A 25410-nucleotide genomic window follows, 5' to 3' on the forward strand; every position below is an offset into this window, starting at 1 on the left:
ACGGTGGCAGAGGGGATTACGGCAGAGGGGATTACCGCCGAGGGGATGGCGGCGGTGGGCACGTCGTGACGATCTGTGGACATGACGGGCTCTACAGACATGACGGGGAGTGCAGGGGGCCGAAGATGTTGGCTTCGGCGCCACCGGCCTTCAGCGTGAAGTTGCACAGGTACAGGGTCATGAAGCCGCCGTAGCGTCCGCTCTGGTTGATCTTGTGGGCCATCTGCGGAAGCCGATCCAGAAATGTCGTGAACGCTGCCGTGTTGGGAATCCACGATCCGGTCACGTCCTTCAGTCCGGTCAGGCTCTTGCGGAAACTGTCCCCGGAAGCCGTCATCATGCCGGCGAGCGCGGCGACGGCCCGATCGCCGCTGTCCATCAGCGCGGCGAACTGTCCGTTGTCGCCGACCATCGCGGAGGTGAGCTGGCTCAACCCGGTGAACAGTTCGTTCATCTGTGGGGTGTGGTGATCGACGGTCGTCATGAGGACGTTCATGTTGGTCACCAGGCGGGCGAACACCGCACTGTTGGCGGACAGGTTCGACCCCATGGACGCGATCTGTTCGAGCAGTAGATGTACCGAACTCGACCGTCCCTCGAAGGTGTCGACGAAGCCTCGGGCCAGTTCGTTGACCTGTTTGGGATCGAGCGCAGAGAACAGCGGTTCGAAGCCGTTCATCAGTGCGGTCAGGTTCACCGGTGCCGTGGTCGCGCCCATCGGGATCGTGTTCCCTTCGCGGGCAGGCTGTTCGGCACCACCGGGCGAGAGTGCGATGTACCTGGCGCCCAGCATGTCCCCGTAGCGAATGGCGGCATGCACGTTCTGTGGGATCGGATGATCGCGGGAGACGGCGACCTCCACCGAGGCGAGTGCCGAGCCGTCGGGGCGGGGGAGCAGTTCGACCGACTGCACCCGGCCGACCCGGACGCCGGACATGGTGACCGGATTGCCCTCGACAACACCTTCGGCATCGGTGAACTGGATCTGATAGGTGTCGGTGGCGCCGCGCACCGGTACGCGCAACGTGTTACTCACCAGGATCGCGGCGACGATACCGATGATCACGAAGCCGAGTGACTTGATGATCGTCTTCTTCGACAACGTCGTCATGAGACCTTCACCTCGGTTCCCCGGACCATCGGGCCCAGCATCATCACGGTCGCCGGATTGGGTGTGCCCTTGGCCGCGGCTCTCGGATCACCGCCGCGGACGACGGCCTCGAGACCGGCCAGCGCTCCACGCTCGGCCGAGCCGTCGATCACCGGTGGCCCGGCAGCACCGGCAGGTGACAGGTCCGCCGACGCCGGCTCGGCCTCGGGGCGCAGGATGGTGCCGTTGCCTTGCCCCGGCTTTCGGACCCGACCGGTGCCGAGGCCGGTGCCCGATCCGAAACACTGTGAGCCGCGCATGGATCCGTAGGTGGGGCAATCGGCAGCGGTGTAGGGCATCGGCTGCGAGAAGGTGGGCACCGCGGTGATGTTGAAGCGCCCGCTCGAGAACAGGACGGTGCCTGCGGCGCCGAACTTGTCGGCCTCGGAAAGAGTGCGTGAGACGCCTGCCGAGTTGTCTGCGACGGTGCCGAAGATGGTGCTCGTGGAATCGAGGACGGTGATCAGGTTGTGTCGTTGCCGGGCCACGAAAGGTCCTGCGACCCCGAGGAATCCCGACGCCGATGCGAAGAACTCGGCGAGTCCGTCACGATGCTCGACGATGCCGCGGGAGATGGACGTGACCGAGCCGAGTGTCTTCACGATGTCCGGAGTGGCCCGCTTGAGGCTCTCCATCACCTGGCGGAACCGGGGTGTGGCGTCGATGAAGCGGTTGAGCGAACCTTCGAGTTCGTGCGATGCCTGCCACCAGTCATCGATCATGACACCGAGTTCGTCGCCGTTGTCGCCGAGCGCACGGCTGACCGCGGCCAGAGCGATGTTCATCTTGTCCGGCTGCACCTCGGCGAGCAGATCCGACAGCTTGGTGAAGATGTCGTAGAGGTTGATCGCGTCGGGGCCGTTGTCGACACGGATCTCGTCGCCGTCGGACAGCGATCCCGCCGCCTCGGGGCGAGTCGGGTCCGGCAGGAGCTGAACGTAGATGTCGCCGAAGAACGTTCGCGGCAGCACCCGCATCATGACATTCGACGGGATTGTGCCGATCGCGCCTTCGTCGATGTCGAGATCGACCCGCGACGAGGTGGCGCCTGCGTCGATGCCGCCGATCTCGCCGATCTTGACCCCGTGATAACGCACCGGCGATCCCGACGTGATCAGGCCGGCCTGAGCCGGGACGCTGGCGTGCACAACAGGTTTCGAGGTCAGCGAGCCGGCGCTTCGGGACACCATCCAGAGTGCGAAGGTCAGGATCAGGACGACGGCGATCAATGCCCGCACGATATAGCCGAACTTGGACACCGGGTTGCCCGGGAGCATCGTCGACATCGTCAGATCCCCATTCCCGGGATCTGTGGCACCAGACCCCAGAGTCCGAAGGTGAAGATCACGTCGAAGATGCCGATCGCGAGGATCGAGGTGCGCAACGCGCGGCCCGCGGCCTGACCGACGCCCTCGGGTCCGCCGCTGGCGAAGTAGCCGTATGAGCAGTGCACCAGCGTCACGATCGCGGCGAACACGATCGCTTTGGTCGCCGAGTAGACGAGGTCCATCGGGGTCAGCGCGAGGTGGAAGAAGTAGTCGTAGGTGCCGGAGGACTCGCCGTTGTACCAGACGACGACGAGGCGGGTGGCGATGTAGCTCGCGAGCAGACCGATCATGTAGATCGGCAGCACGCAGACCATCGCGGCGATCATCCGGGTGGTGGCCAGGAAGGGGATCGACCGGATCGCCATGACGTCGAGCGCGGCGATCTCGTCGGAGATGCGCATGGCACCCACCTGCGCGGTGAAACCGGTTCCGACCTTGGCGGCCAACGCGATCGCCACCACGACCGGTGCCAGCTCACGCGTGTTGGCGATGGCCGACAGCATGCCCGACAGCGTCGTCATGCCGACGAGTTGCAGACCTCGGTACGTCTCGACGCCCAGCATCATGGCTGCTGCCAACGACATCGCCAACACGATGCCGAGGGTGCCGCCGCCGGACAGCAGCGACTTGGTGCCGAAGGTGACCTCGGCGATCTGGTTGAGCACGTGCTTGCGGTAGTGCACGAGCGTGTACGGCACGGCGATGATGGCCCGCATGACAAAGGTGACGTACTCGCCGAGCCGGACGAGTCCGGCGACCGCATTGTCGATACGTCGCTGAGAGGAGCGCCGCGCACGCAGCGTCAGGTCCGCGGACACCATCAGTACGCCCCCACGGCCGGCACCATCACGGTGTAGAGCTGCGAGAGGATCGTGTTGAAGATGAACACGAGTGCGAACGCGATGACGACTCCTTCGTTGACCGCGTCGGCCACCCCACGCGGGCCGCCGCGGGCGTGTAATCCCTTGAAGCAGGCGACAATCGTGGACAGCAACGCAAAGATCGCGGCCTTGACCAGAGCCATCACGAAGTCCGACATCCGGCCGTACTGGCTGAACGTCGACATGAAGGCGCCGGCAGGCAGGTGCTGGACGTAGATGTGGTAGAGGTAGCAGGCTCCGACGCCGGTCACCGTGATGAGTGAACAGAGCACCAGCGAGACGATGATCGCGGCGGCGATGCGAGGAGCGACCAGTCGCTCGATCACGTTGAGCCCCATGACTTCCATCGCGTCGACCTCTTCGCGGATCTTGCGCGAACCGAGGTCGGTGCAGATCGCCGATCCGGCGACGCCGGCCATCATCAGCGCGCACACCAGTGCGGAGGCCTGCCCGACGATGACGAATGCGACGACGGCGCCCGAGTAGCCGCCCGCGCCGATACGTCCGGCGAGCTCGCCGACCGAGACGGCGATGAAGACGCCGACCGGGATCATCAGCAACAGCGACGGGCCGGTGCTGACCCGACCGATGAACACCACCTGATTGAGCGTCTCGGTGATCGAGAGTCGTCGGCGCAGTATCGCCACGACCAGCGAACCGATGGCCTGCAAAGCGAACCCGAGCGTGTGACCGGCTTCGTTGGCCAGATCGCGCAGCGGCCCCTTTGATGCGGGCAGCTCAAACGCCATCGCACTTCCCCCCGTTCCCCCGATGCAGTGGTGAGATGCACAGCCACCCCGACCGTGGCTGTGAGCTGCATCGCAACGAGAACGTACCGTATCAGGTCACATATATGAAATCACAAACTTCATCCATGACCCGGGCGGAATTCGCTTGGCCGGCCGACATCCGACGGCCAAGATGAAGGGATGTCCAGACGTTTCCAGCAGGTGGATGTCTTCTCGTCCGTTCCCATCGCGGGCAATCCGGTCGCCGTCGTCATCGATGCCGAAGGGCTTGCCGATGAGGCGATGGCCGCGTTCGCGCGATGGACGAATCTGTCCGAGACCACCTTTCTGCTGCCGCCGACGTCAGCCGCGGCCGATTACCGACTGCGCATCTTCACCCCCGGCGGTGAACTGCCCTTCGCCGGGCACCCGACGTTGGGTTCTGCGCATGCCTGGTTGGGATCGGGCGGCGTGCCCAAGGGCGAGCGGATCGTGCAGGAGTGCGGTATCGGACTCGTCGAGATCCGGCGGGACGGCGCCGAACTGGCGTTCGCGGCACCCCCGTTGATCCGGTCGGGGCCGGTCGATTCCGACACCGTCCGCGAGGTCACCGCCGCGTTGGGGTTGCAGCCCGCCGACGTCGTCGATGCCGAATGGGTCGCCAACGGGCCGGATTGGATGGTGGTGGCACTGACCTCGGGCGACCTGGTCCGTGAGGTCACGCCGGACATGGCCGCGCTCGGTACGCAAAATGTCGGCCTTCTCGGCGCCCATCCCGACGGCCTGCCCGGTGAACCGGAGGTCGCCTTCGAGGTCCGCGCCTTCGTCCCGGGCATCGGCGTCCCCGAGGACCCGGTGACCGGCAGCCTCAACGCCGGAATCGCCGTCTGGCTGCGCCGCGAGGGCAAGGCGCCCGCCGACTATGTCGCGGCGCAGGGAACCGTACTGGGCCGCGCCGGACGCATCCACGTGACCGACGACGGAACCGACATCTGGGTGGGGGGTGCGGCCACCACGGTCATCGCTGGCACAGTGAACCTGTGAGCGACACCGCCGACAGCACCCGCGCCTCCGCCGACGGCACGCCAGAATCCACCCACGGACGGCGCGATACCGAACGCGGCGACACCGAACCCAGCCGAGGCGAACGCAGCGAAACCGAGAGCAACAAGGCGGCCCGCAAGCGTCGTCGCCGGGAGCCGCCACCGGATCCGACGCCGCTACCGGGACTCGTCGACGCCCACACCCATCTCGCGGCCTGCGGCGGCCGTGACCCCGATGCGGTGCGATCGATCCTCGATCATGCCGAACGTGTCGGCGTCGAGGCGGTGGTGACCGTCGCCGACGACATGGTCGACGCGCGCTGGGCGATGGACGCGGCGCGCTGGGACACCCGTGCCTTCGCGGCGGTGGCCCTGCATCCGATGCACGCCGGTGAGCTCGACGACGCGGCGAAGGCCGAACTCGAGGAGATGGTCGCCGACCCACGGGTCGTCGCCGTGGGGGAGACGGGCCTGGACTATTACTGGCCCGGGCGGTCCGAATCGTGCGCGAGCCCCCGAGTGCAGGCCGACGCGTTTCGCTGGCACATCGATCTCGCGAAGCGCGTCGGCAAGCCGTTGATGATCCACAATCGCGAGGCCGACCGCGATTTGCTGGACATCCTGGCGGCCGAAGGGGCGCCGGAGACCGTGATCATGCACTGCTTCTCCGGTGACCGAAACGTTGCAATGGAATGTGTCGATCGAGGGTTCATGTTGAGCTTCGCCGGCACGGTGAGTTTCTCCAACGCCGCGGAGCTTCGCGAGGCGGCCCGGCTGGTGCCAGACGACGCGCTTCTGGTGGAGACCGATGCGCCGTTCCTCACCCCGCATCCCTACCGTGGCCAGCCAAATCAGTCGTATTGCCTGCCATACACCGCTCGTGCTTTGGCGGAGGTCCGCGGCGTGGACGACGTCGAGATGGCCCGGATTCTGGGCGACAACGCGCGACGCGTGTACGGGTTACCTTTGCGATAACTGCACCCGTTCGTTATCGTATTGTGATCCCGCTGCTCAGGCAGCGATTCCGGCCGGTGAGGGCTGTGTGTGAGTCCGGGGGGTTGAGAGTCGCTTCTGGTTGTGGCGTGGACGCAGTTGTCCCCGACCAGGATGTTCATCTTGTCTGTTCTCGCTCGCATCAACAGTTCGCACTCCACCGGTGCCCGCGTCGCCGTCGGCGCTGTGCTGGCCACGCTCACCGCAGGGGGTGTGATGGGTGTCGCCATGCAGAAGGACGTGAAGATCAACGTCGACGGCCAGGTCCGGAACGTCTCCACCATGGCGATGTCGGTGGACTCCGTCCTGCGGTCCCAGGGGCTCGAGCCCGTCGACGGTGACGACATCTCCCCGTCGCCCGACTCCGGCGTCTCCGACGGCCAGACCATCACGCTGCATCGGCTCAAGAAGCTGACCCTCGACGTGGACGGGGAGCGCAAACACGTCACCACCACCGCCGACGACATCCACCAGCTCCTCGACGAGCACGGGCTCCAGCACGCCGCAGCCGGCGACACGAACTTCGCGCGCACCGCGTCTCTGCCGGTGACCGGGGGTGTGGTCGACGTGACGCTGCCCAAGAAGGTCACGCTCACCGACGGGCGGGTGACCTACCGTCCGACGGTCGCCGCCAAGACGGTCCGCGACCTACTGGCCGAGACCGGCAAGCCGCTGGCCCAGGAGGACGAGGTCGTCCCCGCCGCCGACACGCCGGTCACTCCCGGCATGAAGATCAAGGTCACCCGGATCCGCACGATGGACTCCACCGAGACCGAGGCCGTCGCACCGCCGGAGGTCACCCAGCAGGATCCGACGCTCGTCCGGGACCGCAAGGTCGTCCTCAAGCGCGGCAAGCCCGGTCAGCAGCGCGTGCGATACTCGGTGACGATGGTGAACGGAAAGGTCGTCAAGCGCGACAAGCTCGACTCCGAGGTGCTCACCGAGCCGTTGGCCTCGACCGTCAAGGTCGGTACCAAGCCCGGGGCCCCGTACGTCGAGGCCGGATCGGTCTGGGATCAGCTCGCGCAGTGTGAGTCGACCGGCAACTGGGCGATCAACAGCGGCAACGGTTTCTACGGTGGCATCCAGTTCGACCAGAACACCTGGGATCGGTGGGGCGGTCAGGAGTACGCCGCGCGACCAGACCTGGCGTCGCGTGAAGAGCAGATCGCCATCGCGCAGAAGACCCTCGATGCACAGGGGTGGGGCGCGTGGCCGTCCTGCTCGTCACGGTTGGGCCTGCGCTGAGCGACGAACCCCGTCTCCTAGGTCCCGCCCAGATCCGGCAACTCGCTGCCGAGATCGGTGTCCGGCCGACCAAGACGCTCGGCCAGAACTTCGTTCATGACGCGAACACCGTGCGACGTATCGTCGCCGAATCCGGTGTCGGCGCCGACGACGTGGTCCTGGAGGTGGGGCCCGGGCTGGGCTCGCTGACTCTCGCCCTGCTCGGCAAGGCCGGACAGGTGATCGCCGTCGAGATCGACCCGACACTCGCCGGACGGTTGCCGACCACCGTCGCCGACCATGCGCCCTCGCGGGCCGCCGACCTCACCGTGGTGACCGCCGATGCGATGACGGTGCGCCGCGGGGATCTCCCGGTCGCCCCGACCGCCCTGGTCGCCAACCTCCCGTACAACGTCGCCGTGCCGGTGCTGTTGCACCTGCTCGGTGAATTCCCCAGCATCGCAACGGCTCTGGTGATGGTGCAGGCCGAGGTGGCCGATCGACTCGCGGCCGCTCCGGGCAGCCGGGTGTACGGGGTACCCAGCGTCAAGGCCCGCTACCATGGCGATGTCCGGCGTGCCGGTGCGGTCGGCCGGAATGTGTTCTGGCCCGAGCCCAAGGTCGAATCCGGTCTGGTCCGGGTGGATCGGACCGACACCTACCCCGACGACCCGGACCTGCGCGCCCGGGTCTTCGCCGTCATCGACGCGGCGTTCGCGCAGCGCCGCAAGACGCTGCGATCGGCGCTGTCGGCCTGGGCGGGCAGTCCCGTGGAGGCCGAGCGCCGTCTGCGCGCGGCCGGTATCGACCCCGGGATGCGCGGGGAGCGTCTCGCCGTGGACGACTACGTACGTCTCGCCTCGCTCGACTGAACCCACGGCGCGATCCGTCTGTCCTCGAGATCGCGGACAGACGTCCGACGGCCCCAGGAGTCATCCGGCGCACTGAGTCGGCGGGGCTGAGTCGGCGGGGTGACTTCCGGGCTGTGTTGCCGCGATCGATTACCCTGGATCCCTGTGTCTCGAGCCTCGCTGTCGGTGGTGTCCGACGCGGTCACCGTGCGTGTCCCCGCCAAGGTCAATCTCTACCTGGCCGTGGGCCCGCTCCGTGACGACGGCTACCACGACCTGATGACCGTCTTCCAGGCGCTTTCTCTCCACGACGACGTACGGGTCAGTCCGGCCACCGAGTTGCGCGTCGCCACGAGCGGGGAAGGTGCCGGCGACGTTCCGGCCGACGAATCCAACCTCGCGGCTCAGGCGGTGATCGAGGTCGGACGCCGGGTCGGCCGTCCGCCGAAGGTGGCGATCGACGTGGTCAAACGGATACCGGTGGCCGGGGGCATGGCCGGGGGCAGCGCCGACGCCGCGGGTGCCCTGGTGGCGGTGGCCAATCTGTGGCACGCCGACCTGGACCGCGACGAACTCACCGAGATCGCCGCCGGGCTCGGCAGCGACGTGCCGTTCGCATTGCGCGGGGGCACCGCGCTGGGAACCGGCCGTGGCGAACGACTGATGCCGATCCTGGCTCGCGGCGAGTTCCACTGGGTGTTGGCGTTGTCCAAGACCGGGCTGTCCACCCCGGCGGTGTACCGGGAGCTGGACAGGTTGCGCGACAACAGGTCCGAATCGACCGCGGAGATCACGCGGCCCGATGAACTGATGGCCGCGTTGACGTCCGGGGATCCGCACGTGGTGGCACCGCTGTTGCGTAACGATCTGCAGGCTGCGGCGCTCAGCCTGCAGCCGACCCTGCGGCGGACCCTGCGCGCCGGTGTCGACGCCGGCGCTCTGGGCGGAATCGTCTCGGGCTCCGGGCCCACATGTGCCTTCCTGTGCGCAGATGCCACGTCGGCGGTCGACGTCGCGGCCGAGTTGTCGGGGGCCGGTGTCGCGCGAGCGGTGCGCACCGCGAGCGGCCCGGCTCCGGGAGCGCGCGTCCTCGACGAGTGAGGTCTCAGCTGCCGAAGACGTTGATGGCGTTGCCGTAGGCGCGCAACGATCCGATCGAACCGTTGTAGCGGTTGAGATCCACCCGGGTGGGGACGCCGGGCAACCGCCCGCTGTCGGTGAACTGCCAGAACCGCCACGTCCGCCAGCCGCCGCGCGGCATCTGCGGTCCCGCGCCGCCGTTGTACGACGCGATCCACAGCGGATGGTCGGCGAACTCACGGGTGGCACCCATCGCCGTGTTCCAGAACTGCGGATACGTGTAGATGATCGTCTTGCGCCCGGTGAGGGGTTCGAGCACGGCGAAGTACTCACGGACCCAGGCTGCCAACGCGCGTGGCCCCAGACCGCCGGAATGTTCGAGATCGAGGACCGGCGGCAGGTCGAGGATGCCGTTCTGTCCGAGGACGACCGTCGCGTAGAAGAGTGCTTGAGGAGCGGCGGGCCGGCTTGGATCGGCGTAGTGGTAGGTACCGCGGATCAGGCCTGCGGCCCGCATGGCGAGGCTGTCGGTCACGAAATACGGGTTGACGTACCAGGTGGACTCCGTCGCCTTGACCATCGCGAGTTGCTGGCCCGCGGCCCGGACGGCGAACCAGTTGATCGAGGCATTGCCGGGGTGCTGGTGGCTGGAGACGTCGGGTCCGACCTGGGGAGCCGCGCCGGCCGGGACGGTGCTCAGCCCACCGGTGAGGCCCACGGTGGCGGCGATCGACAAGGTGATGAGTGATCGTCTGAGGATCATGGGTATTCACGGTAAAGAATCTTCTTCACCGGCGCAGACCATTGGTGCACAGAGGTGGACCGGTGACCGGGTCACGATGACAATGCGCTCTGCATCGCCGACTCCGTCCCGGCACGTGCGGGCACAGTCGTGCGCCGGTGGCCACCGCTGATACCGGATGGCACGTTGCTAGGGTCGACCGGTGGCACCCGCGAATCCGACCGCGCTGATCAACGCCGATCGCATCAGCAAGAGTTACGGCATCAAGCCGTTGCTCGAGTCGGTGTCCCTCGGTGTGCACGAGGGGCAACGCATCGGGGTCGTCGGTCTGAACGGCGGCGGCAAGACCACATTGCTCGAGATCCTCGGCGGCCTGACCGAACCGGATCAGGGCCGCGTCTCGCACGCGTCGGACGTCCGGATCGCGACCGTGACCCAGCGCGGCGAGTTGCCTGCCGGTGCGACGGTCGCGGAGGTCGTTGTCGGCGGTCCTGAGGTGGCCGTCCACGAATGGGCAGGTGACCCACGAATCCGGGGGATTCTCAACGGGATCGGCATCGCCGCCCTGCTCGATGCGCGCGTCGACGAACTGTCCGGCGGTCAACGGCGCAGGGTGGGGCTCGCAGCCGCGTTGGTCTCGGATGCGGATCTGTTGATCCTCGACGAGCCGACCAACCATCTCGATGTCGAAGGTGTGCAGTGGCTCGCCGATCACCTGGTCGCGCGCCGCAGCGCTCTCGTCGTCGTCACCCACGATCGGTGGTTCCTCGACACCGTCGCCACCCGCACCTGGGAGGTGCACTCGGGGCGGGTCGACGAATACGAAGGCGGCTACAACGACTGGATCTTCGCACGGGCCGAGCGGTCGCGGCTGGCCGATGCGGCCGAGGAACGGCGACAGAATCTGGCGCGCAAGGAACTGGCGTGGCTGCGCCGTGGACCGCCCGCCCGTACGTCCAAGCCGCGCTATCGAATCGAAGCTGCCGAACGACTGATCGCCGACGTGCCCCCACCGCGCGACAGCGTCACGTTGTCGGCGTTCGCCAAACGCAGGCTCGGCCGGGTCGTCATCGAACTCGAAGACGCGCGTATCACGACACCCGCCGCCGGGTCCGACGACAACCGAGGTGGACAGGTCCTGCTCGACGACCTCACCTGGCGTCTGGCGCCGGGGGAGCGTATCGGCCTGGTCGGTGTCAACGGTTCGGGCAAGACGACCCTGCTCCGCGCCTTGGCAGGCGAGGTGGACGTCTCACCCGGACGCCGTGTGGAGGGCACCACCGTCACCATCGGCTGGCTGCGCCAGGAACTCGACGATCTGGATCCCGATCAGCGTGTGCTCGACGCAGTCGAGTCCGTCGCCACGCGGATCATGGTGGGGGACAAGGAGATGTCCGCAGGGCAGCTCGCCGAACGGCTCGGTTTTACCCCGGCACGGCAGCGGACGCCGGTCGGCGACCTGTCCGGCGGCGAGCGCCGCCGCCTGCAGATGACGCGGGTGCTGATGGCCGAGCCCAATGTGCTGCTCCTCGACGAGCCGACCAACGACCTCGACATCGACACATTGCAGCAACTCGAGGATCTCCTCGACGGCTGGGCCGGCACGCTCGTGGTGATCAGCCACGATCGGTATCTGATCGAACGGATCTGCGACAGCACCTGGGCGTTGTTCGGCGACGGCAAGCTCACCAACCTGCCCGGTGGCATCGAGCAATACCTGCAGCGTCGTCGCGAGATCGCTTCCGCACCCGCACCGCGCGCATCGCAGGCGTCGTCGACCACCGCGGCAGCCGAGTCCTCGACGCCGGCGGTGAGCGCCGCCGAACATCGGGAGGCGCGCAAGGCGATGAACCGGCTGGAACGTCGGCTCGAACAACTGACCCGGCGCGAGGACGACCTGCACGCCGCGCTGGTGGATGCCGCGACCGATCCCGAACGCCTCACCACGCTTAACGCCGAGCTGCGACAGGTGGTCGCCGACAAGGAGACCGCCGAGTCGGAGTGGCTCGAGGCGGCCGAGAAGGTGGAGTGATGTCCGGGGCACACCCGGATGTCTCGTTGGACGTCGAAGGTGCTGCGGCGCAGATCGATTCGTCCACCGGAAGCCTGGCCTCGCTGATCGTCGACGGTGTCGAGGTGCTGCACCGGGGTGACGGGTTCGGCAGCTTCCCGATGGCGCCGTGGTGCGGCCGGATGCGCGACGGAGAGCTCGCCTTCGACGGCGCGACGCACCGGTTCGACCGCAACGACCCGCCACATGCGTTGCACGGATTGGTCCGCGACCGCCCGTGGCAGGTGCAGGCCGCACGCCCGGACCGGGTCACGCTGGTGCAGCAGCTCGATTCGCGGTGGCCCTTCGGCGGCACCGTCACCCAGGAGTTCGTGCTCGCGCCGAACGCGATGTCGATGACGATGCGGATTCGCGCGCAGGACAGGCCTTTTCCGGCGCAGGCGGGATGGCATCCGTGGTTCCGTCGTCACCTCGACGGTTCGAGCGCACCGCTGCGCGTCGAGTTCGACCCTGCCTGGCAGGAGGAGCGCGGCGACGATCACCTGCCGACGGGTCGCCGTATCGCCCCGCAGCCGCCACCATGGGATGACTGTTTCGGCATGCCCGACGGGGTCGACGTCGTGGTGAATTGGCCGGACCGGTTGCGTTTGCGGATCCGCAGCGATGCCCGCTTCGTGGTGGTCTACGACCACCGCGACTTCGCGGTGTGTGTCGAGCCGCAGTCGGGGCCACCGGACGGGCTCAACACCGCACCGGTCGTGGTTCGACCGGGCGACGAGCTCGTGGTCACCGCCGAATGGACCTGGTGACAAACGGTTCTGTCACAACAGGTGTGCACCGGCGCCGGGCCGGACATCCCGAATCGTCGGCGTCGGATGCCCGGCGCGTTCGATCATCGCGGGGAGGTCGGCGGTGATACGCCGTGCGTCGTCTGCCGAGCACAGGGCGACCACGGATCCGCCGAAGCCGCCGCCGGTCATGCGGGCGCCGAGTGCGCCGAGTTCGCTCGCCGTCTCCACGATCAGGTCGATGTGGTCGGTGGTGATCTCGAAGTCGTCGCGCATCGAGGTGTGCGATTCGTTCATGAGGCGCCCGAGTTGCACCAGGTCGGCCCCGCGCAGTGCGTCGACCGCCGCGAGAACGCGCGCGTTCTCGGTGAGAATGTGCCGAGCCCTTCGCTTCTCGGTGCCCTCCGGTAGTTCGCGCCAGGCATCCGGTGTGGCCTCGCGCAGCGACGGCAGACCGAGATGTGCCGCGGCCGCCTCACAGGACGCGCGTCGCGCGGCGTACTCACCGGCCGCATGGCGGTGCGGTGCACGGGAATCGATGACCAGAATCCGTACCGATTGGTCGAACGGAATCGGCACGGGGGTGACGTCGAGCGAACGGAAATCGATGAGCAGTGCGTTGTCGGGTTCACCGAACAGGCTGGCCAGCTGATCCAGGAGTCCGGTGGGTGCCCCGACGTAGTCGTTCTCCGCGCGCTGTGCGAGTCGGGCCAGCTCGTGCCGGGGTAGGTCGTGGTCGGCGGTGAGTGCGAGCAGCACGGCGCATTCCAGCGCCGCCGACGACGAGAGGCCCGAGCCGACCGGCACCGTCGACGTGATCTCCAGGCGCCCACCGGGAGTCGTGTGCCCGGCCTCGCGGAGCGCCCACACGCAACCGGCCAGGTACGCACCCCACCCCTCGACCGCGCCGGGGGAGGTGTCGAGACCGATGTCCACCCGGCCGTCCTCGGAATCCGAGACCGCGGTCAGTACGGTGCTCTCGGGGTCGGCGCGGAAGGTGACCGTGGTGCCGAACTGCAGCGCGATGGGCAACGCGTAGCCGAGGTTGTAGTCGGTGTGCTCACCGATGAGATTGAGGCGTCCGGGCGCGTACGCGCGGCGGTCGTTCATCGGAGCACCTTCCGCAGGTCGGCGGCGACGTCCTCGGGGGTCTTGTCGGTGACGAACGCGTCGCGGCCGGATTCCGATCCGGCGAGATACTTGAGCTTGTCGGCGCTGCGGCGGATCGAGAACAACTCCGCGTGTAGATGGCCTTCGTCGGCGTCGGGACGGTACTGATGCCACGATGCTATGTAGGGCAACGGTTTTCCGTACAGGTCGTCGTAGGCGCGGAGGACGTCGAGGTAGGTGAGCGCGAGGTCGTCGGCCTCGGCATCGGTGAGTTCTGCAAGCCGCCGTACGTGGCGGTTGGGGTAGATGTGCACCTCGGCAGGCCACCGTGCGGCGAACGGTACGAAGGCGGTGGTGTACTCGGTGCGACGCAGCACGCGGCGGCCGTCGGCGACCTCGGTCGCCAGGATCGTCTCGAAAAGGTCTGTACCGGTGCGGCTTCGGTGCTCGCGTGCGGCTTCGGTCATCGTCGTGGTGCGGTGAGTCCGGAAGGGATAGGCGTAGATCTGCCCGTGTGGGTGCGTGAGTGTCACGCCGATCTCCTCGCCACGGTTCTCGAAGCAGAACACCTCCTCGACACCGTCACGCGAGAGCAGGTCGTCGGTGCGCTGCGACCACACATCAACCATCATCCGGGCGCGCTCGGGTGACAGTCGAGAAAAGGCGCCGTCGTGATCGCTGGTGAAGCAGACCACCTCGCAGCGACCGTAACCCGGCGCCTCGACGAGGAGTTCGTCGACGGGTTCGGGGAGTGTGAAGCCGGTCCCGGCGTGCGCCGTCGACAACGACGGGAATCGGTTCTCGAAGACCACGACGTCGTAATCCTCGGCGGGCACCTCGCTCGACCGTCCCGTGGGATCCGGGCACAGCGGGCACATCTTGCGCGGCGGCTTGTAGGTGCGCTCCTGCCGCGTGGGGGCGATCATCACCCAATCCCGGGTCTGCGGATCGCGTCGTATCCTGGTCGGCGAATCACGGGGTGCTGCAGGAAGATCGCGGTGGTCGACGCCCGGGACCGGAGGTTCGTCGCCGGCCGAGTAGAACAGGATCTCCCGTCCGTCGGCTAGCGGTGCGGATACAGGCTCGCGGATCACGCGGCCGGTATCGTCGGCGCCGGGGGAGTCGTCCGTTGAGGTCATCGAGGCTGTCCTTCGGCAATGGTGGTTGCGACGGCGTCGGAGAGCTCGGCCCGCTGGGCATCGGCGAGGCCGTCGTCGGTGATCAGTCGGTCGATGCGGTCGAACCCGGCGAACAGATGTGCGCCGATCTCGCCGTACTTGGTGTGGTCGGCGAGGACGACGGTCGAGCGTGCGGTGTCGAGCAACTTCCGGTTGGTCTCCGCCTCCCCGAGATTCGGCGTGGTGAATCCCGCGGCCGGATCGATGCCATGGGTGCCGATGAATGCTCGGTCGGTCCGGTATCGCTCCAGCGCCGCATTCGCGATCGGGCCGACGAGCGCGTCCGACGGGGTGCGCTGCCCGCCGGTCAGCTGCACGGTCGAGGTGTCGATGGGTTCGTCACCCGGGTCGGTGAGCAGATGGAAGATCGACACCGAGTTGGTCACCACCGAGATGGCCCGGCCGCGTAGGAGTCTGGCGAGCTCGAGGGTGGTGGTGCCGGCGCCGATGGCGATGGTCATCCCGTCCTCGACGAACCGCAGGGCGTCGGCGGCGATGATCTGTTTGGCCCGCGGTTCCCGGGTGGCCTTCAACGATGACGGCGGTTCCAGACCCCGCACCGCCAGGTCGACGTCCGCGCGGACGGCACCTCCGTGGACCTTGCTCACCTCTCCCTCGGACTCGAGCTGATCGAGGTCTCGACGGATCGTCATCTCGGAGACGCCGAGTTCGGCGGCCAGGTCGGCCACCCTCACCGCGCCGCGAGAGATCACCGCGGTGAGGACACGTCCTCGCCGTTCCGCTGCAAGCATGTCCGAAATCGTAGCAAGGTCGAACCAAAACGCACATAAATTCACAGACCCGTACCGATCTGATGTTGTCTTCTGTTAGTTTCTGACGGTCATTGATTGCTTAGCGCACCAAGGGGGCTGCCGTGAATCTGGCATCCGATGCGATCCTGCGGCTGAACACGGGGGTGATGGACTACGTCCTGATCGCCATCTACTTCGTGTTCGTGCTCGGGATCGGCTACATGGCTCGACGACAGGTCGCCACGAGTATCGACTTCTTCCTGTCGGGTCGGCGTCTGCCTGCGTGGGTCACCGGTATCGCCTTCGTGTCGGCCAACCTCGGTGCCGTCGAGATCATGGGCATGTCGGCCAACGGGGCCCAGATCGGTCTGGCGACCATGCACTACTACTGGATCGGCGCCGTCCCGGCCATGGTTTTCCTCGGCCTGGTGATGATGCCGTTCTACTACGGGTCAAAGGTGCGCAGCGTCCCGGAGTTCATGCGCCGACGATTCGGTACCGGGGCCCATCTGGTCAACGCGCTGAGTTTCGCGGTGGCGCAGGTCCTCATCGCGGGTGTCAACCTGTTCCTGCTGGCGACGGTGATCAACGCCGTGCTCGGTTGGCCGGAGTGGGTGTCGTTGATCGTGGCCGCCGCCGTGGTGCTCACCTACACCGCTCTGGGCGGTCTGTCGGCCGCCATCTACAACGAGGTGTTGCAGTTCTTCGTGATCTTGGCCGCGCTCGTCCCGCTGACCGTGATCGGCCTGATCAAGGTCGGTGGCTGGAGTGGGCTCAAGGACAAGGTGATCGACACCCACGCGTCGGACGGTGCGGTGACCGCAACCGTGCACGAACAGTTGAACTCGTGGCCGGGCCAGGCGTTGTCGGGCTTCTCCTCGCCCGTCTGGTCGGTCGTCGGCATCGTGTTCGGCCTGGGGTTCGTGCTCTCGTTCGGCTACTGGACGACGAACTTCGTCGAGGTGCAGCGCGCGATGGCGTCGGATTCGACGTCGGCGGCGCGGCGTGCCCCGATCATCGGTGCGATCCCGAAGATGTTCATCCCCTTCGTGGTCGTCGTTCCGGGCATGATCTGCGCGGCGGCCATCGGCGACATGATCCATCTGAAGAACACCGGCGCAGGCGACGGGGTGACGTACAACGACGCGATCCTGTTGATGATGCGCGACATCCTGCCCAACGGTCTGCTGGGTGTGGCGGTGGCCGGACTCATCGCGTCGTTCATGGCCGGTATGGCCGCCAACGTCTCGGCCTTCAACACCGTGTTCAGCTACGACATCTGGCAGCAGTACGTGGTGAAGGACCGTGAGGACGGCTATTACATCACCGTCGGCCGGGTGGCGACGGTTGCGGCGGTGCTCCTGGCCATCGGGACGGCGACCATCGCGGCCGGCTACTCCAACCTGATGGATTACCTGCAAACGCTTTTCGGCTTCTTCAACGCTCCGTTGTTCGCCACCTTCATCCTCGGCATGTTCTGGAAACGGATGACGCCGACCGCGGGGTGGATGGGCTTGGTGAGCGGTACCGCCGCGGCCGTGGTCGTCTTCGTCATGCAGGAGACGGGTGTCATCGATCTGCCCGGGCAGGGAATGGCATTCGTGGCCGCGTCGTGCGCGTTCATCGTCGACATCGTTGTGTCGGTGCTGGTCTCGTTGGTGACCAAGCCGCGACCCGAGGCCGAACTCGCCGGATTCGTCTACTCGCTCACCGACAAGGCGACGCTGCAGGGTGACGACCGCGGAACCCCGTGGATCGCGCGGCCGGTGCCCCTGGGTGCGATCGTCATCGTGCTCGTCATCGTGCTGAACATCGTCTTCCACTGACCCGACCCACCGGAGGCTCGAGACATGAACAACGACAAGCGAAACCAACTCCTGCTACGTCTGTTCGACATCCGCAACATCGTCGGTGCGCTGATGCTGATCTACGGGATCATCCTGCTCATCGCGGGCCTGATCCCGGCGTCGGCATCCGCCGGAGCAGACGAGCGTGCACCGTCCACGAACCCGATCGACATGTCGGTGGGAGACGGGGCCAACATCTGGGTGGGTGCGATCCTGGTGGTCGTCGCCGCCCTGTTCCTCGGGTGGGCGGCGTGGCGGCCGACCCGCCGTCGGTGAGATCGTCGGTGCCCAAAAGGATTCCGACCGCAGTGACGAGGCGGTCGCGCACGGGCGGGTCCGTACCGACGGTGTGTGGACGCGCCGTTCGATGACGCCCCACGCGTGCGTGGCTGCTGCGGCAGCCGGAGCGCTCGGCCGTGTCAGCGTCGGATGGCGCCGTTGACCATGTGCGCGACGGCCACCGCTCCCTGCTGGTTGATGTGGTAGGCGTAGGCGATACTGCCGTTGGACATCGCGCTCTCGTACCATGCGCCGATCGGATTGCACGGGTCATGACCGGCCGACCGACGATTGGCGTCGATGAACGTGCCGTCGACCTTGTCGGTCGCACGGTGCAGCGCCTGGTTGGCCCGGCCGAACACGCGGTTGAGCCAGCGGACATCGGGATCGCTGATCGGCACCGCGGGCCAGCACCCGTGGCTGCCCATGAAACCTCCGATGCCGACGACGATGATCTGGGCACGCGGGGCCTTGCGCCGGATGGCCCGCAGGGCAGGGGTCACCCGATTCTCCATCCGGGCGATTCGCCAGGACACCTCGCCGGCGAGCCCACGGTTGGATCGGCAGTGACGATCGGTGAACGGTGCGGTGTTGCACCGCCCGACGATGGCGCCCCACCGCATGTCGTTGCCGCCGATGCTGACGGTGACGACCTGGGCGTCGCGCGGCACGAGCCACACCTGGGGCGGTTTGTTGCCGAACGCCGTGTGCTGGCTTGCGCGATACAGCTGAGGTGCCTGGGCGCCCGCACACGACGTGTCGACGAAACGCCGGGGCAACGTCATCGCCGCGACGATCGTGGGGTAGTTCAACGCCGAGCGCTTACACCCGAGGAAGTAGTCGGGCGTCGGGGTGAAGAAGCCCCCGGACGCCCGCGAATCGCCCATCGCCACGTACGGTCCGCCGGTGTAGCGCACCGGCGTCGGAGTCGGGGCGGCCTGCGCCGACGACACGCTCACCGTGCCCACCCCGATCATCAGTGTCAGTGCGATGGTCAACAGACCCGCCGCACGTCCCCACCCACGTCCTCTCACCAACACACCTCACGACGCCTCGACCAGCGGTGCGATACACACCGCAGACTTCCAGGGATTGTAGGGGAGGACACACCTGTCCGGGCCCGGTAGTCGAGTACCGGTGCGAAATTCACCTGGTCGGGATGCGATCGCAGCGCTGGGCGAATGCGGTGATGATGCCTGCGGTACGGGCCGGTTGGATGAGCGGGAACAGGTGACTTGCACCCGGTATGACCTGCAGTTCGGCGTGGTCGGACGCGGCCAGGAAGCGCTGCTCGTGCAGGCGGAACTGGTCGCGGCCGCCGTTGACGAATGCGGTCGGCCCGGGGAAATCGCCGACGGCCGCCAAGGCGTCGAAATCCGACAGTGCTCCCACGACGTCCCGGATGGAGTGCAGAGCCAGTCCACCGGCCTCCATGTCCTCGGCGACCTGTCGTCCCACGACGGCCCGGGTGAGTACCTTGCTGATCACGGCTGCCTGGGCGGGCAGCACGCTCGTCGCGGCACCGAAAGCCCGAAACGGCGACGCGAGCATGCGACTGGGCTGGGTGGTCGCGCACATCACGACCAATCCGCGCACCCGCTCGGGATGGCGTCCGGCGACCGCCATCGACACGTAGCCACCCAGAGACATGCCCGCAACCACTGCCGGGGCCCCGAGCGCATCGATCGCCTCGACGACGACCCGAACCGCACCGTCCATGTCGAAGGTGTCGGCACTGCGGGTGCCGTGGCCGGGGAGGTCGGGGGTGCGCACCGGTCTGTCGGTGATGCCGGCGGTGATACGTCGCAACGAGGAGCCGCTGACGCGTAGACCGTGCACGAGGACGACGGGTGTGGGCGCCGCGGAGTCGATGGTGCTCATCGAGATGTCAGTATGCCCGCGATCGTCCACCGCGGCCGGATCACCGAGTCGACAGCGTCTGGGTCCGGTCGATCCCGATGCGGTCCAGGAAGCCCGGATCGTGCGAGACCACCAGGAGCGCGCCTGCCCAGTCCCGCAACGCCGACACCAGTTCCTCGGTGGTGTCGAGATCGAGGTTGTTGGTCGGTTCGTCGAGGATGAGCAGCTTCGGCGTGGGATCGGCCAGCAATGCGGTGGCCAGGGCCACCCGGAGGCGTTCCCCGCCGGACAACTCGGCGAGCGGCCGGTCGGCGCGGGCGCCTCGGAACAGAAACCGTGCCAAGTGTGCGCGCACGTTCTGAACTGGGATGTCCGGATGCGCGCCTGCCACCGCTGCTGCGATCGACAGTGTCGGATCGTCGAAGGTGATGCGTTGGGGTACAAGCGCATACGGGACCAGAACGTGCCCGGATGCGATGAGGTCGGCGATCAGGGACGTCTTCCCCGAACCGTTGTGCCCGACCAGCGCCACCCGCTCGGGGCCGTCGATGCGGAGCCGGTCGTCGTCGACGATCTGGGCGCGGGTCGCGACGTCGACCTCGGGCATCGCGATGCGCGCGGTGCGGTCGTCACGCACCTCGTCGCGCACCGAGTCGAGTCGGTCGGCGGCGGCGCTGACGTCGTCGCGATGCGCGTTGCGCAACTTGCCCGCCGACACCTGGGCGGCATCTCGACGCAGGTGGGCGATGATCTTGGGCACTCGCTTCTCGCGTTCGGCGGTCGCTGCGGTCCGCGCCCGCCGGTCCAGTTTGATCTGTGCGTCGACCATCTCGCGGCGTTGCTTGCGCAGGTCGTTGGCAGCGGTGGCGACCGCGGCCTCGGCAGCCTCCTGCTCGGCATCGAGAGTGGCCCGGTACAGCGAGTACGGTCCGCCGAAGAGCCGGATGTCCCCGCGATACAACTCGAGCGTGGCATCGACACGCTCGAGCAGTTCGAGATCGTGGCTGACCACCACGACCGTGCCGGAGAACCCGGAGATCACGTCGAAGAGCCTTGTGCGCGAATCACTGTCGAGATTGTTGGTGGGCTCGTCGAGCAGCAATACGTCGGGTCGGCGGAGTAGTTGGGCGACGATCGCGAGCAGCGTCGCCTCACCGCCGGACAGGCTGCCGACCGCACGGTCGAGATCCTCGGGTAGCCCCAGCGCGGCCAGATGGCCTGCGGCCCGTTGTTCGGCATCCCAATCGTCGCCGACGATCTCGAAGTCGCGTTCGTCGACCGACCCCGACTCGATGCGGCGCAACGCCGCACGGATGTCGGCGATGCCGAGCACCACGGCGATGGTCGCGTCCGGATCGTCGTAGGGATGCTGGCCGACCCGTCCGACCTCGCCGCGGACGGTGACGCTGCCGGTCGTGGGTTCCAACTCGCCTGCGATCATCCGCAACAGGGTGCTCTTGCCCGCGCCGTTGGCGCCGACCAGGGAATACACCGCGTCGGGGATCGTCAGTGAGACGTGATCGAAGATCATCGCGCCGTCGGGCCATGCGAATGAGACATCCGAGAGTGCGATCGAAGAGTTCGGCTGAGCTGCCGACGAAGAGGATGGTGCCATGTCAGGACTCCTGAGGTGGTGGTGGGTCGCGACGTCCGCACATGCGAAACCTGTTGTCGCGGGGGTGTACCTACCTCAGTCGTTCATGAGTGGCTGATCACTCCTCTGGTCGTGGGACACGGAGATCCGGCTTCTCGAAATCGCCGACGACACCGTCTTGCCGACCACCATAGCGCGCTCGTGGCGGATTCCGCCAACCTCTTTTCTCGCTGCGACGACGAGTGATGTTGCGGCCAGTGCGATCCCGAGCACGATCCAGAGGTCTGGTCGTTCACCCAGCAGTGCCCAGCCGAGCAGTGCGGCGACCGAGGGGATCAGGGTGAACAGCATCGACGTCGCGCTGGCCCCGGCCGCTGTCACCAACCTCAGGAACAGCGTGGTCGCGACCATCGAGGAGAGCACGATCATGGTGGGCACCACCCAAGCCGCTCGGGCCGGATCGGGCACCGATTGTGGTGTGGCGACGGCGATCACGGCGACCGGCACGGCGGCGATGGCGAACTGCACGGCGTTGCTTGCGATCGGGTCGACGTCGGCGCAGAAGCGTTGCTGGTGGATTCCGCCCGCCGCGACGCCGATCAACGCGACCAGGGCGAGAGCCACCGCGGCACCCATCGCGTCGGCGTCGGCGACGATGCGTGGGATACAGGCGGCCGAGACGGCTGCCACGCCGATCAGAATCCCGATGAGCCGTCGACGCCCGATGCGTTCGCCGAGCATCGGACGTGCCAAGACCGCGGTCGCCACCGGGTTCAGCGCGATCACCAACGCCGTGATGACCGCGGGCACGCCGAGTTGTAGACCGAGGTAGATGCCGCCGAATTGGGTCACCTGGGTGAGCAGGCCGACGACCGCGACGTGGGTGAGCGCTCGTCCACGCGGAAACCGACGTCGGGTCGCCAGCGCGAGTGCCGTCATCGCGACCGCCGATCCGGCGAAACGACAGGTCAACAGCAGCATGGGTGACATGGCCCCGACGCCGAGGGCGCCGAGGGGATAGGCAAAGGCCCACAGGACGACGAACAGCGTCGATGGGCCTACCGGGATCCTCATGTTCCCAGCCTCGGTGCACGCGCCGACCACGTCCAACAATGATCAGTTATCGTGATTGATCACAGTTGCTTATCGGACTACGCTCGCGGTATGCCCAACCCGGTTCTGGACATCACGCCGCTGAGAAGCCTGGTGGCGGTCGCGACCTGCGGCGGGTTCCATCGCGCGGCAACCGCTCTACATCTCACCCAGTCAGCGGTGAGCCAGCACGTCCGTCGCCTTGAAGTGGTCACCGGGCTCACCTTGGTCGAGCGCGACGGGCGGATCACACGGTTCACCGTGGACGGCGAGATGCTCCTCGTCGAGGCTCGCAAGATCCTCGCCGCGCACGACGAGGCCGTACGCCGACTGAACATTCGCACCTCCGATCCGCCGATCACGGTCGCCACCACCGAACACGGAGCCGACTGGGCATTGCCATTCCTCTCGCAGATCCTGCGCGAACAGTGGCCGGGCCGACCGGTGAACTTCCGTCTGGAACGCAGTCGGCGGGTGATGGCCGCCATGGACAACGGTGAGGTCGATGTGGCCGTGTACCAGGAACCGATGGGGCCGGACACCCTCGCGCTCGGTCCGATCGTGGCCACACGCTGGTTCGCCGCGCAGGGCTTCGATGCGCAGAGATCTGGTCCGTTGCCGCTGATCGTCTTCGACGAGCCGTGTTCGACGCGGGCGATGGCGATCGACGTCCTCTCGCGTGCGGGCGTCGAGTTCTCGATCGTGGTGGAGTCGGCTGATCTGTCCGGGGTGCTGACCGCGGCGCGTGCGGGGCTCGGCGTGGTGTTGCTGCCCGTCGTCCACAAGTCGCCGGAAGGGTTGCGCGACGTGCCCTGGCTGCCCGCCGCGTCGAACTGCGCCCTTCAGGTCAGGTTCGCGCCCGACGTTCCCGAATCGGTGCAGACGGCCACGCGTGCCGCGTTGACACGAGCGGCCCCCGGCTCGGTCGCAGAGATCGGCGTCTGACGGCCGTTTGACGCAAGGCGATAACCTGGCCGGCATGTCGTTTATTCGTACCTCGGTGGCCGACGGTGTCGGCGAGATCGTCCTGGACCGGCCCAAGGCGCTCAACGCGCTCGATCAGACGATGATCGACGACATGTACTCGGTACTCGCCGAGTGGGGCGACGACGATGCGATCGACACGGTGCTGGTGACCTCGGGCAGCGAGCGGGCATTCTGCGCGGGTGGTGACATCCGCGCGATCCGTGAGCACGCGGTGGCGGGGGAGGTCGAGGCCGTCTCCCACTACTTCAGCAGTGAGTACCGCCTGGACCAGTTGATCGCCAACTACCCGAAACCCTATGTGGCACTGGTGGACGGGGCGGCGATGGGCGGCGGGCTCGGCATCAGCGTGCACGGCGAGGTGCGGGTGGTCACCGAGAAGGCGGTGATCGCGATGCCGGAAGCCGCGATCGGGTTCTTCCCCGACATCGGGTCGACGTACTTCCTGCCGCGTCTGCCCGCCGGTGTCGGGATGTGGCTGGGTCTCACCGGGGCGCGTATCCGTGGCGCCGAGGCCGTGGAAGTCGGTCTGGCAACGCATTTCGTGCCGTCTGCACAGTTGCCCGGTGTGGCGGACCGGCTGCGTTCGGGCACACCGCTGGTAGAGGTGTTCGCCGAGCATCGTGATCCGCCGTCGACCGACGTCCCGCTGCGCAAGGTGGGGGAGTACTTCGGCGAAGACAACGTCACCGCGATCGTCGGTGGTCTGCGTGGTGCCGTCGGCGACGAGTGGGCCGCCGAGATGGTCGATCTGATCGAGAACGCGTCGCCGACCAGCCTGTGGGTGACCGCGGCGATGATCACGGCCGGAGCGCGGTCGGGACTTGACGAGTGCTTCGACCGCGAACTGCATGCAGCCGAACAGATCACCCGCACCGACGATTTCGCCGAGGGCGTGCGGGCCGTTCTCGTGGACAAGTCGCGCGATGCCCGGTTCGAGCCCGCCAACCTCGACGACGTCGACCCGGCCGTGGTCGCCCGCATCATCGGCGCACGCTGAGCCCAGCACGACCACACCCTGCCGACGGCAACCGATATCCCGCCGACGGCAACCGAGTTTTCGTCGACAGCAACCGAAACCCCGCCGACGGCAACCGGATGGCTCAGGGAGTCAGCTCGAACCACCCCGACAACGCGACCGCGGCCGGGGACGAGGCGGTGTTGCCGGGGCTCGTCGACGTCGATGTCGACGGCGATGCTCCCCCCGGTGGCCCGACGGGTCCGGTGCTCGGGGCCGCTGTCTCCGACTCATCGGAGTCGTAGGAGACGTCGTCGTCGGGAGCGAACGGATTGGCCTCGCTGTAGGTGGCCACCGGACACGTGAAGGCTCCGGCCGCTTCGCGTGACGACATCGTGGTGATCTTGAGGGCGCACGACGCCGCGTGGTAGTACGTGCCCGCCACCGAGACGCCGATCTGGGCGTTGATCGGAGATGTCAAGGGACCCACGGTGGGTCGAACCGGGCCGATCGGTGGCAGCACTCCGCCGGTCAGCTCGCCGACCAGGAATTCGATCTGGGCGCCGTCGGTGCCGGGCCCCTTGAAGACGAAGAGCAGCGAATCCGGGGGGACCTCAGGGTTCGGATCGCCCCAGCGGCTGAATCCGTAGCAGTCGCTGTCGGCGTTCGTGTCGCCCGGCGTGGCGGCGGGGCCGTGCTGTATGGCCACTCGGATGCCACCGCCCTGGAACTCCAGATCGCTTGCGCTGCGGTCGATCTTGCCGGTCGGCGGCGATTCGCGACACTGTGCGTCGTCGAGACGTGCCGACACCGCGGGCGTCGTCGAGGTCGCCGACGACGATGACGGTGCCGCCCCGTCGTCGGAGCCGCAGGCCGCGGTCATCGTGACGACGGCCGCGGCGAGCACGACCATCCGGGACAGTGGGGTCATCCT

General features: G+C 67.3%; 24 protein-coding genes. 11 read left to right on the plus strand and 13 right to left on the minus strand.

The genetic code is table 11. The annotated features are described in order from the left end of the window. Positions 1–91 precede the first annotated feature (91 nt). Genes AAFP35_RS20650 through AAFP35_RS20665 form a run of 4 tightly spaced genes read right to left on the minus strand, consistent with a single transcriptional unit; the run spans position 92 to position 4108 of the window. Positions 92–1111, minus strand: coding sequence for an MlaD family protein (locus tag AAFP35_RS20650; RefSeq protein WP_419223516.1), 1020 nt, complete (start codon positions 1109–1111; stop codon positions 92–94). Then, entirely contained in the window at positions 1108–2436 is a 1329-nt protein-coding gene (locus tag AAFP35_RS20655; RefSeq protein ID WP_419223517.1) for an MCE family protein, read from the minus strand. The genes AAFP35_RS20650 and AAFP35_RS20655 overlap by 4 nt, the downstream gene beginning before the upstream one ends. Before the next feature lie 2 nt (positions 2437–2438). Further along, positions 2439–3299 (minus strand): MlaE family ABC transporter permease, encoded by an 861-nt coding sequence (locus AAFP35_RS20660; protein ID WP_419223518.1) that lies wholly within the window; start codon positions 3297–3299, stop codon positions 2439–2441. Beyond that, positions 3299–4108 (minus strand): MlaE family ABC transporter permease, encoded by an 810-nt coding sequence (locus tag AAFP35_RS20665; RefSeq protein ID WP_419223519.1) that lies wholly within the window; start codon positions 4106–4108, stop codon positions 3299–3301. Before AAFP35_RS20665 ends, AAFP35_RS20660 begins: the two co-directional genes overlap by 1 nt. Before the next feature lie 180 nt (positions 4109–4288). Here AAFP35_RS20665 and AAFP35_RS20670 point away from each other — a divergent pair, with 180 nt between their 5' ends. From AAFP35_RS20670 to AAFP35_RS20690, 5 genes are all read left to right on the plus strand, one after another. Continuing rightward, positions 4289–5131, plus strand: coding sequence for a PhzF family phenazine biosynthesis protein (locus tag AAFP35_RS20670; RefSeq protein ID WP_419223520.1), 843 nt, complete (start codon positions 4289–4291; stop codon positions 5129–5131). Next, a complete protein-coding gene (locus AAFP35_RS20675) occupies positions 5128–6105 on the plus strand; it encodes a TatD family hydrolase (protein ID WP_419223521.1) in 978 nt (325 codons plus the stop codon). Before AAFP35_RS20670 ends, AAFP35_RS20675 begins: the two co-directional genes overlap by 4 nt. A 132-nt stretch (positions 6106–6237) precedes the next feature. Beyond that, positions 6238–7371, plus strand: a complete 1134-nt coding sequence (locus AAFP35_RS20680) for a transglycosylase family protein (RefSeq protein WP_419223522.1) — start codon at positions 6238–6240, stop codon at positions 7369–7371. Further along, a complete protein-coding gene (gene rsmA / locus AAFP35_RS20685) occupies positions 7335–8222 on the plus strand; it encodes a 16S rRNA (adenine(1518)-N(6)/adenine(1519)-N(6))-dimethyltransferase RsmA (protein WP_419223523.1) in 888 nt (295 codons plus the stop codon). Before AAFP35_RS20680 ends, rsmA begins: the two co-directional genes overlap by 37 nt. 144 nt (positions 8223–8366) lie before the next feature. After that, the gene (locus AAFP35_RS20690) at positions 8367–9302 is read left to right on the plus strand and encodes a 4-(cytidine 5'-diphospho)-2-C-methyl-D-erythritol kinase (protein WP_419223524.1); all 936 of its coding nucleotides are present in this window, start codon (positions 8367–8369) and stop codon (positions 9300–9302) included. 4 nt (positions 9303–9306) lie between these two features. Here AAFP35_RS20690 and AAFP35_RS20695 read toward each other — a convergent pair whose 3' ends face one another. Beyond that, positions 9307–10044: a glycoside hydrolase family 25 protein gene (locus AAFP35_RS20695; protein WP_419223525.1), complete on the minus strand. Its 738-nt coding sequence runs from the start codon at positions 10042–10044 to the stop codon at positions 9307–9309. 181 nt (positions 10045–10225) lie between these two features. On the opposite strand from AAFP35_RS20695, the gene AAFP35_RS20700 reads away from it, so the two are divergent. Continuing rightward, positions 10226–12055 carry an ATP-binding cassette domain-containing protein gene (locus tag AAFP35_RS20700; RefSeq protein ID WP_419223526.1) on the plus strand — a complete coding sequence of 610 codons (1830 nt, stop codon included), beginning with the start codon at positions 10226–10228 and terminating at the stop codon, positions 12053–12055. Then, complete coding sequence (locus AAFP35_RS20705) at positions 12055–12843, plus strand: aldose 1-epimerase (RefSeq protein ID WP_419223527.1); 789 nt, start codon at positions 12055–12057, stop codon at positions 12841–12843. Before AAFP35_RS20700 ends, AAFP35_RS20705 begins: the two co-directional genes overlap by 1 nt. Before the next feature lie 12 nt (positions 12844–12855). Here the strand turns inward: AAFP35_RS20705 and galK are convergent, their stop codons facing one another. From galK to AAFP35_RS20720, 3 genes are read right to left on the minus strand one after another with little or no spacing between them, the layout of a single operon-like run. After that, the gene (gene galK / locus AAFP35_RS20710; RefSeq protein WP_419223528.1) at positions 12856–13932 is read right to left on the minus strand and encodes a galactokinase; all 1077 of its coding nucleotides are present in this window, start codon (positions 13930–13932) and stop codon (positions 12856–12858) included. After that, on the minus strand, positions 13929–15071 hold the full coding sequence (gene galT, locus AAFP35_RS20715) for a galactose-1-phosphate uridylyltransferase (RefSeq protein ID WP_419223529.1): 1143 nt from the start codon (positions 15069–15071) through the stop codon (positions 13929–13931). The genes galK and galT overlap by 4 nt, the downstream gene beginning before the upstream one ends. Continuing rightward, entirely contained in the window at positions 15068–15862 is a 795-nt protein-coding gene (locus tag AAFP35_RS20720; RefSeq protein WP_419223530.1) for a DeoR/GlpR family DNA-binding transcription regulator, read from the minus strand. Before AAFP35_RS20720 ends, galT begins: the two co-directional genes overlap by 4 nt. A gap of 122 nt (positions 15863–15984) precedes the next feature. Here AAFP35_RS20720 and AAFP35_RS20725 point away from each other — a divergent pair, with 122 nt between their 5' ends. Next, complete coding sequence (locus tag AAFP35_RS20725; protein WP_419223531.1) at positions 15985–17688, plus strand: sodium:solute symporter family protein; 1704 nt, start codon at positions 15985–15987, stop codon at positions 17686–17688. A 24-nt stretch (positions 17689–17712) separates the two neighbouring features. Next, on the plus strand, positions 17713–17985 hold the full coding sequence (locus AAFP35_RS20730) for a hypothetical protein (RefSeq protein WP_419223532.1): 273 nt from the start codon (positions 17713–17715) through the stop codon (positions 17983–17985). Between the two features lie 143 nt (positions 17986–18128). On the opposite strand, the gene AAFP35_RS20735 is transcribed toward AAFP35_RS20730, so the two are convergent. The 4 genes from AAFP35_RS20735 to AAFP35_RS20750 form a co-directional block, all read right to left on the minus strand. Continuing rightward, positions 18129–18965 carry an SGNH/GDSL hydrolase family protein gene (locus AAFP35_RS20735; RefSeq protein WP_419223553.1) on the minus strand — a complete coding sequence of 279 codons (837 nt, stop codon included), beginning with the start codon at positions 18963–18965 and terminating at the stop codon, positions 18129–18131. 169 nt (positions 18966–19134) lie between these two features. Further along, on the minus strand, positions 19135–19869 hold the full coding sequence (locus tag AAFP35_RS20740) for an alpha/beta fold hydrolase (protein ID WP_419223533.1): 735 nt from the start codon (positions 19867–19869) through the stop codon (positions 19135–19137). A 40-nt stretch (positions 19870–19909) separates the two neighbouring features. Next, a complete protein-coding gene (locus AAFP35_RS20745) occupies positions 19910–21463 on the minus strand; it encodes an ABC-F family ATP-binding cassette domain-containing protein (protein ID WP_419223534.1) in 1554 nt (517 codons plus the stop codon). Positions 21464–21538: 75 nt separating this feature from the next. After that, positions 21539–22516 (minus strand): DMT family transporter, encoded by a 978-nt coding sequence (locus AAFP35_RS20750; protein WP_419223535.1) that lies wholly within the window; start codon positions 22514–22516, stop codon positions 21539–21541. Between the two features lie 90 nt (positions 22517–22606). Here AAFP35_RS20750 and AAFP35_RS20755 point away from each other — a divergent pair, with 90 nt between their 5' ends. Then, the gene (locus tag AAFP35_RS20755; RefSeq protein WP_419223536.1) at positions 22607–23479 is read left to right on the plus strand and encodes a LysR family transcriptional regulator; all 873 of its coding nucleotides are present in this window, start codon (positions 22607–22609) and stop codon (positions 23477–23479) included. A 34-nt stretch (positions 23480–23513) separates the two neighbouring features. Further along, positions 23514–24518 carry an enoyl-CoA hydratase/isomerase family protein gene (locus tag AAFP35_RS20760; protein ID WP_419223537.1) on the plus strand — a complete coding sequence of 335 codons (1005 nt, stop codon included), beginning with the start codon at positions 23514–23516 and terminating at the stop codon, positions 24516–24518. Between the two features lie 103 nt (positions 24519–24621). Here the strand turns inward: AAFP35_RS20760 and AAFP35_RS20765 are convergent, their stop codons facing one another. Further along, the gene (locus AAFP35_RS20765; RefSeq protein WP_419223538.1) at positions 24622–25407 is read right to left on the minus strand and encodes a hypothetical protein; all 786 of its coding nucleotides are present in this window, start codon (positions 25405–25407) and stop codon (positions 24622–24624) included. Positions 25408–25410 lie beyond the last annotated feature (3 nt).

Origin of the sequence: Gordonia sp. CPCC 206044, from assembly GCF_048537895.1 — a bacterium.
GTDB lineage: Bacteria > Actinomycetota > Actinomycetes > Mycobacteriales > Mycobacteriaceae > Gordonia.

Coding starts and splice junctions, on each gene's coding strand:
- AAFP35_RS20740 (WP_419223533.1), bottom strand. CDS start 19,869: ATGAGCACCATCGACTCCGCGGCGCCCACACCCGTCGTCCTCGTGCAC.
- AAFP35_RS20665 (WP_419223519.1), bottom strand. CDS start 4,108: ATGGCGTTTGAGCTGCCCGCATCAAAGGGGCCGCTGCGCGATCTGGCC.
- AAFP35_RS20745 (WP_419223534.1), bottom strand. CDS start 21,463: ATGGCACCATCCTCTTCGTCGGCAGCTCAGCCGAACTCTTCGATCGCA.
- AAFP35_RS20730 (WP_419223532.1), top strand. CDS start 17,713: ATGAACAACGACAAGCGAAACCAACTCCTGCTACGTCTGTTCGACATC.
- AAFP35_RS20750 (WP_419223535.1), bottom strand. CDS start 22,516: ATGAGGATCCCGGTAGGCCCATCGACGCTGTTCGTCGTCCTGTGGGCC.
- AAFP35_RS20650 (WP_419223516.1), bottom strand. CDS start 1,111: ATGACGACGTTGTCGAAGAAGACGATCATCAAGTCACTCGGCTTCGTG.
- AAFP35_RS20720 (WP_419223530.1), bottom strand. CDS start 15,862: ATGCTTGCAGCGGAACGGCGAGGACGTGTCCTCACCGCGGTGATCTCT.
- AAFP35_RS20695 (WP_419223525.1), bottom strand. CDS start 10,044: ATGATCCTCAGACGATCACTCATCACCTTGTCGATCGCCGCCACCGTG.
- galK (WP_419223528.1), bottom strand. CDS start 13,932: ATGAACGACCGCCGCGCGTACGCGCCCGGACGCCTCAATCTCATCGGT.
- AAFP35_RS20760 (WP_419223537.1), top strand. CDS start 23,514: ATGTCGTTTATTCGTACCTCGGTGGCCGACGGTGTCGGCGAGATCGTC.
- AAFP35_RS20705 (WP_419223527.1), top strand. CDS start 12,055: ATGTCCGGGGCACACCCGGATGTCTCGTTGGACGTCGAAGGTGCTGCG.
- AAFP35_RS20765 (WP_419223538.1), bottom strand. CDS start 25,407: ATGACCCCACTGTCCCGGATGGTCGTGCTCGCCGCGGCCGTCGTCACG.
- AAFP35_RS20670 (WP_419223520.1), top strand. CDS start 4,289: ATGTCCAGACGTTTCCAGCAGGTGGATGTCTTCTCGTCCGTTCCCATC.
- AAFP35_RS20655 (WP_419223517.1), bottom strand. CDS start 2,436: ATGTCGACGATGCTCCCGGGCAACCCGGTGTCCAAGTTCGGCTATATC.
- AAFP35_RS20660 (WP_419223518.1), bottom strand. CDS start 3,299: ATGGTGTCCGCGGACCTGACGCTGCGTGCGCGGCGCTCCTCTCAGCGA.
- AAFP35_RS20735 (WP_419223553.1), bottom strand. CDS start 18,965: ATGATCGGGGTGGGCACGGTGAGCGTGTCGTCGGCGCAGGCCGCCCCG.
- AAFP35_RS20680 (WP_419223522.1), top strand. CDS start 6,238: ATGTTCATCTTGTCTGTTCTCGCTCGCATCAACAGTTCGCACTCCACC.
- AAFP35_RS20755 (WP_419223536.1), top strand. CDS start 22,607: ATGCCCAACCCGGTTCTGGACATCACGCCGCTGAGAAGCCTGGTGGCG.
- galT (WP_419223529.1), bottom strand. CDS start 15,071: ATGACCTCAACGGACGACTCCCCCGGCGCCGACGATACCGGCCGCGTG.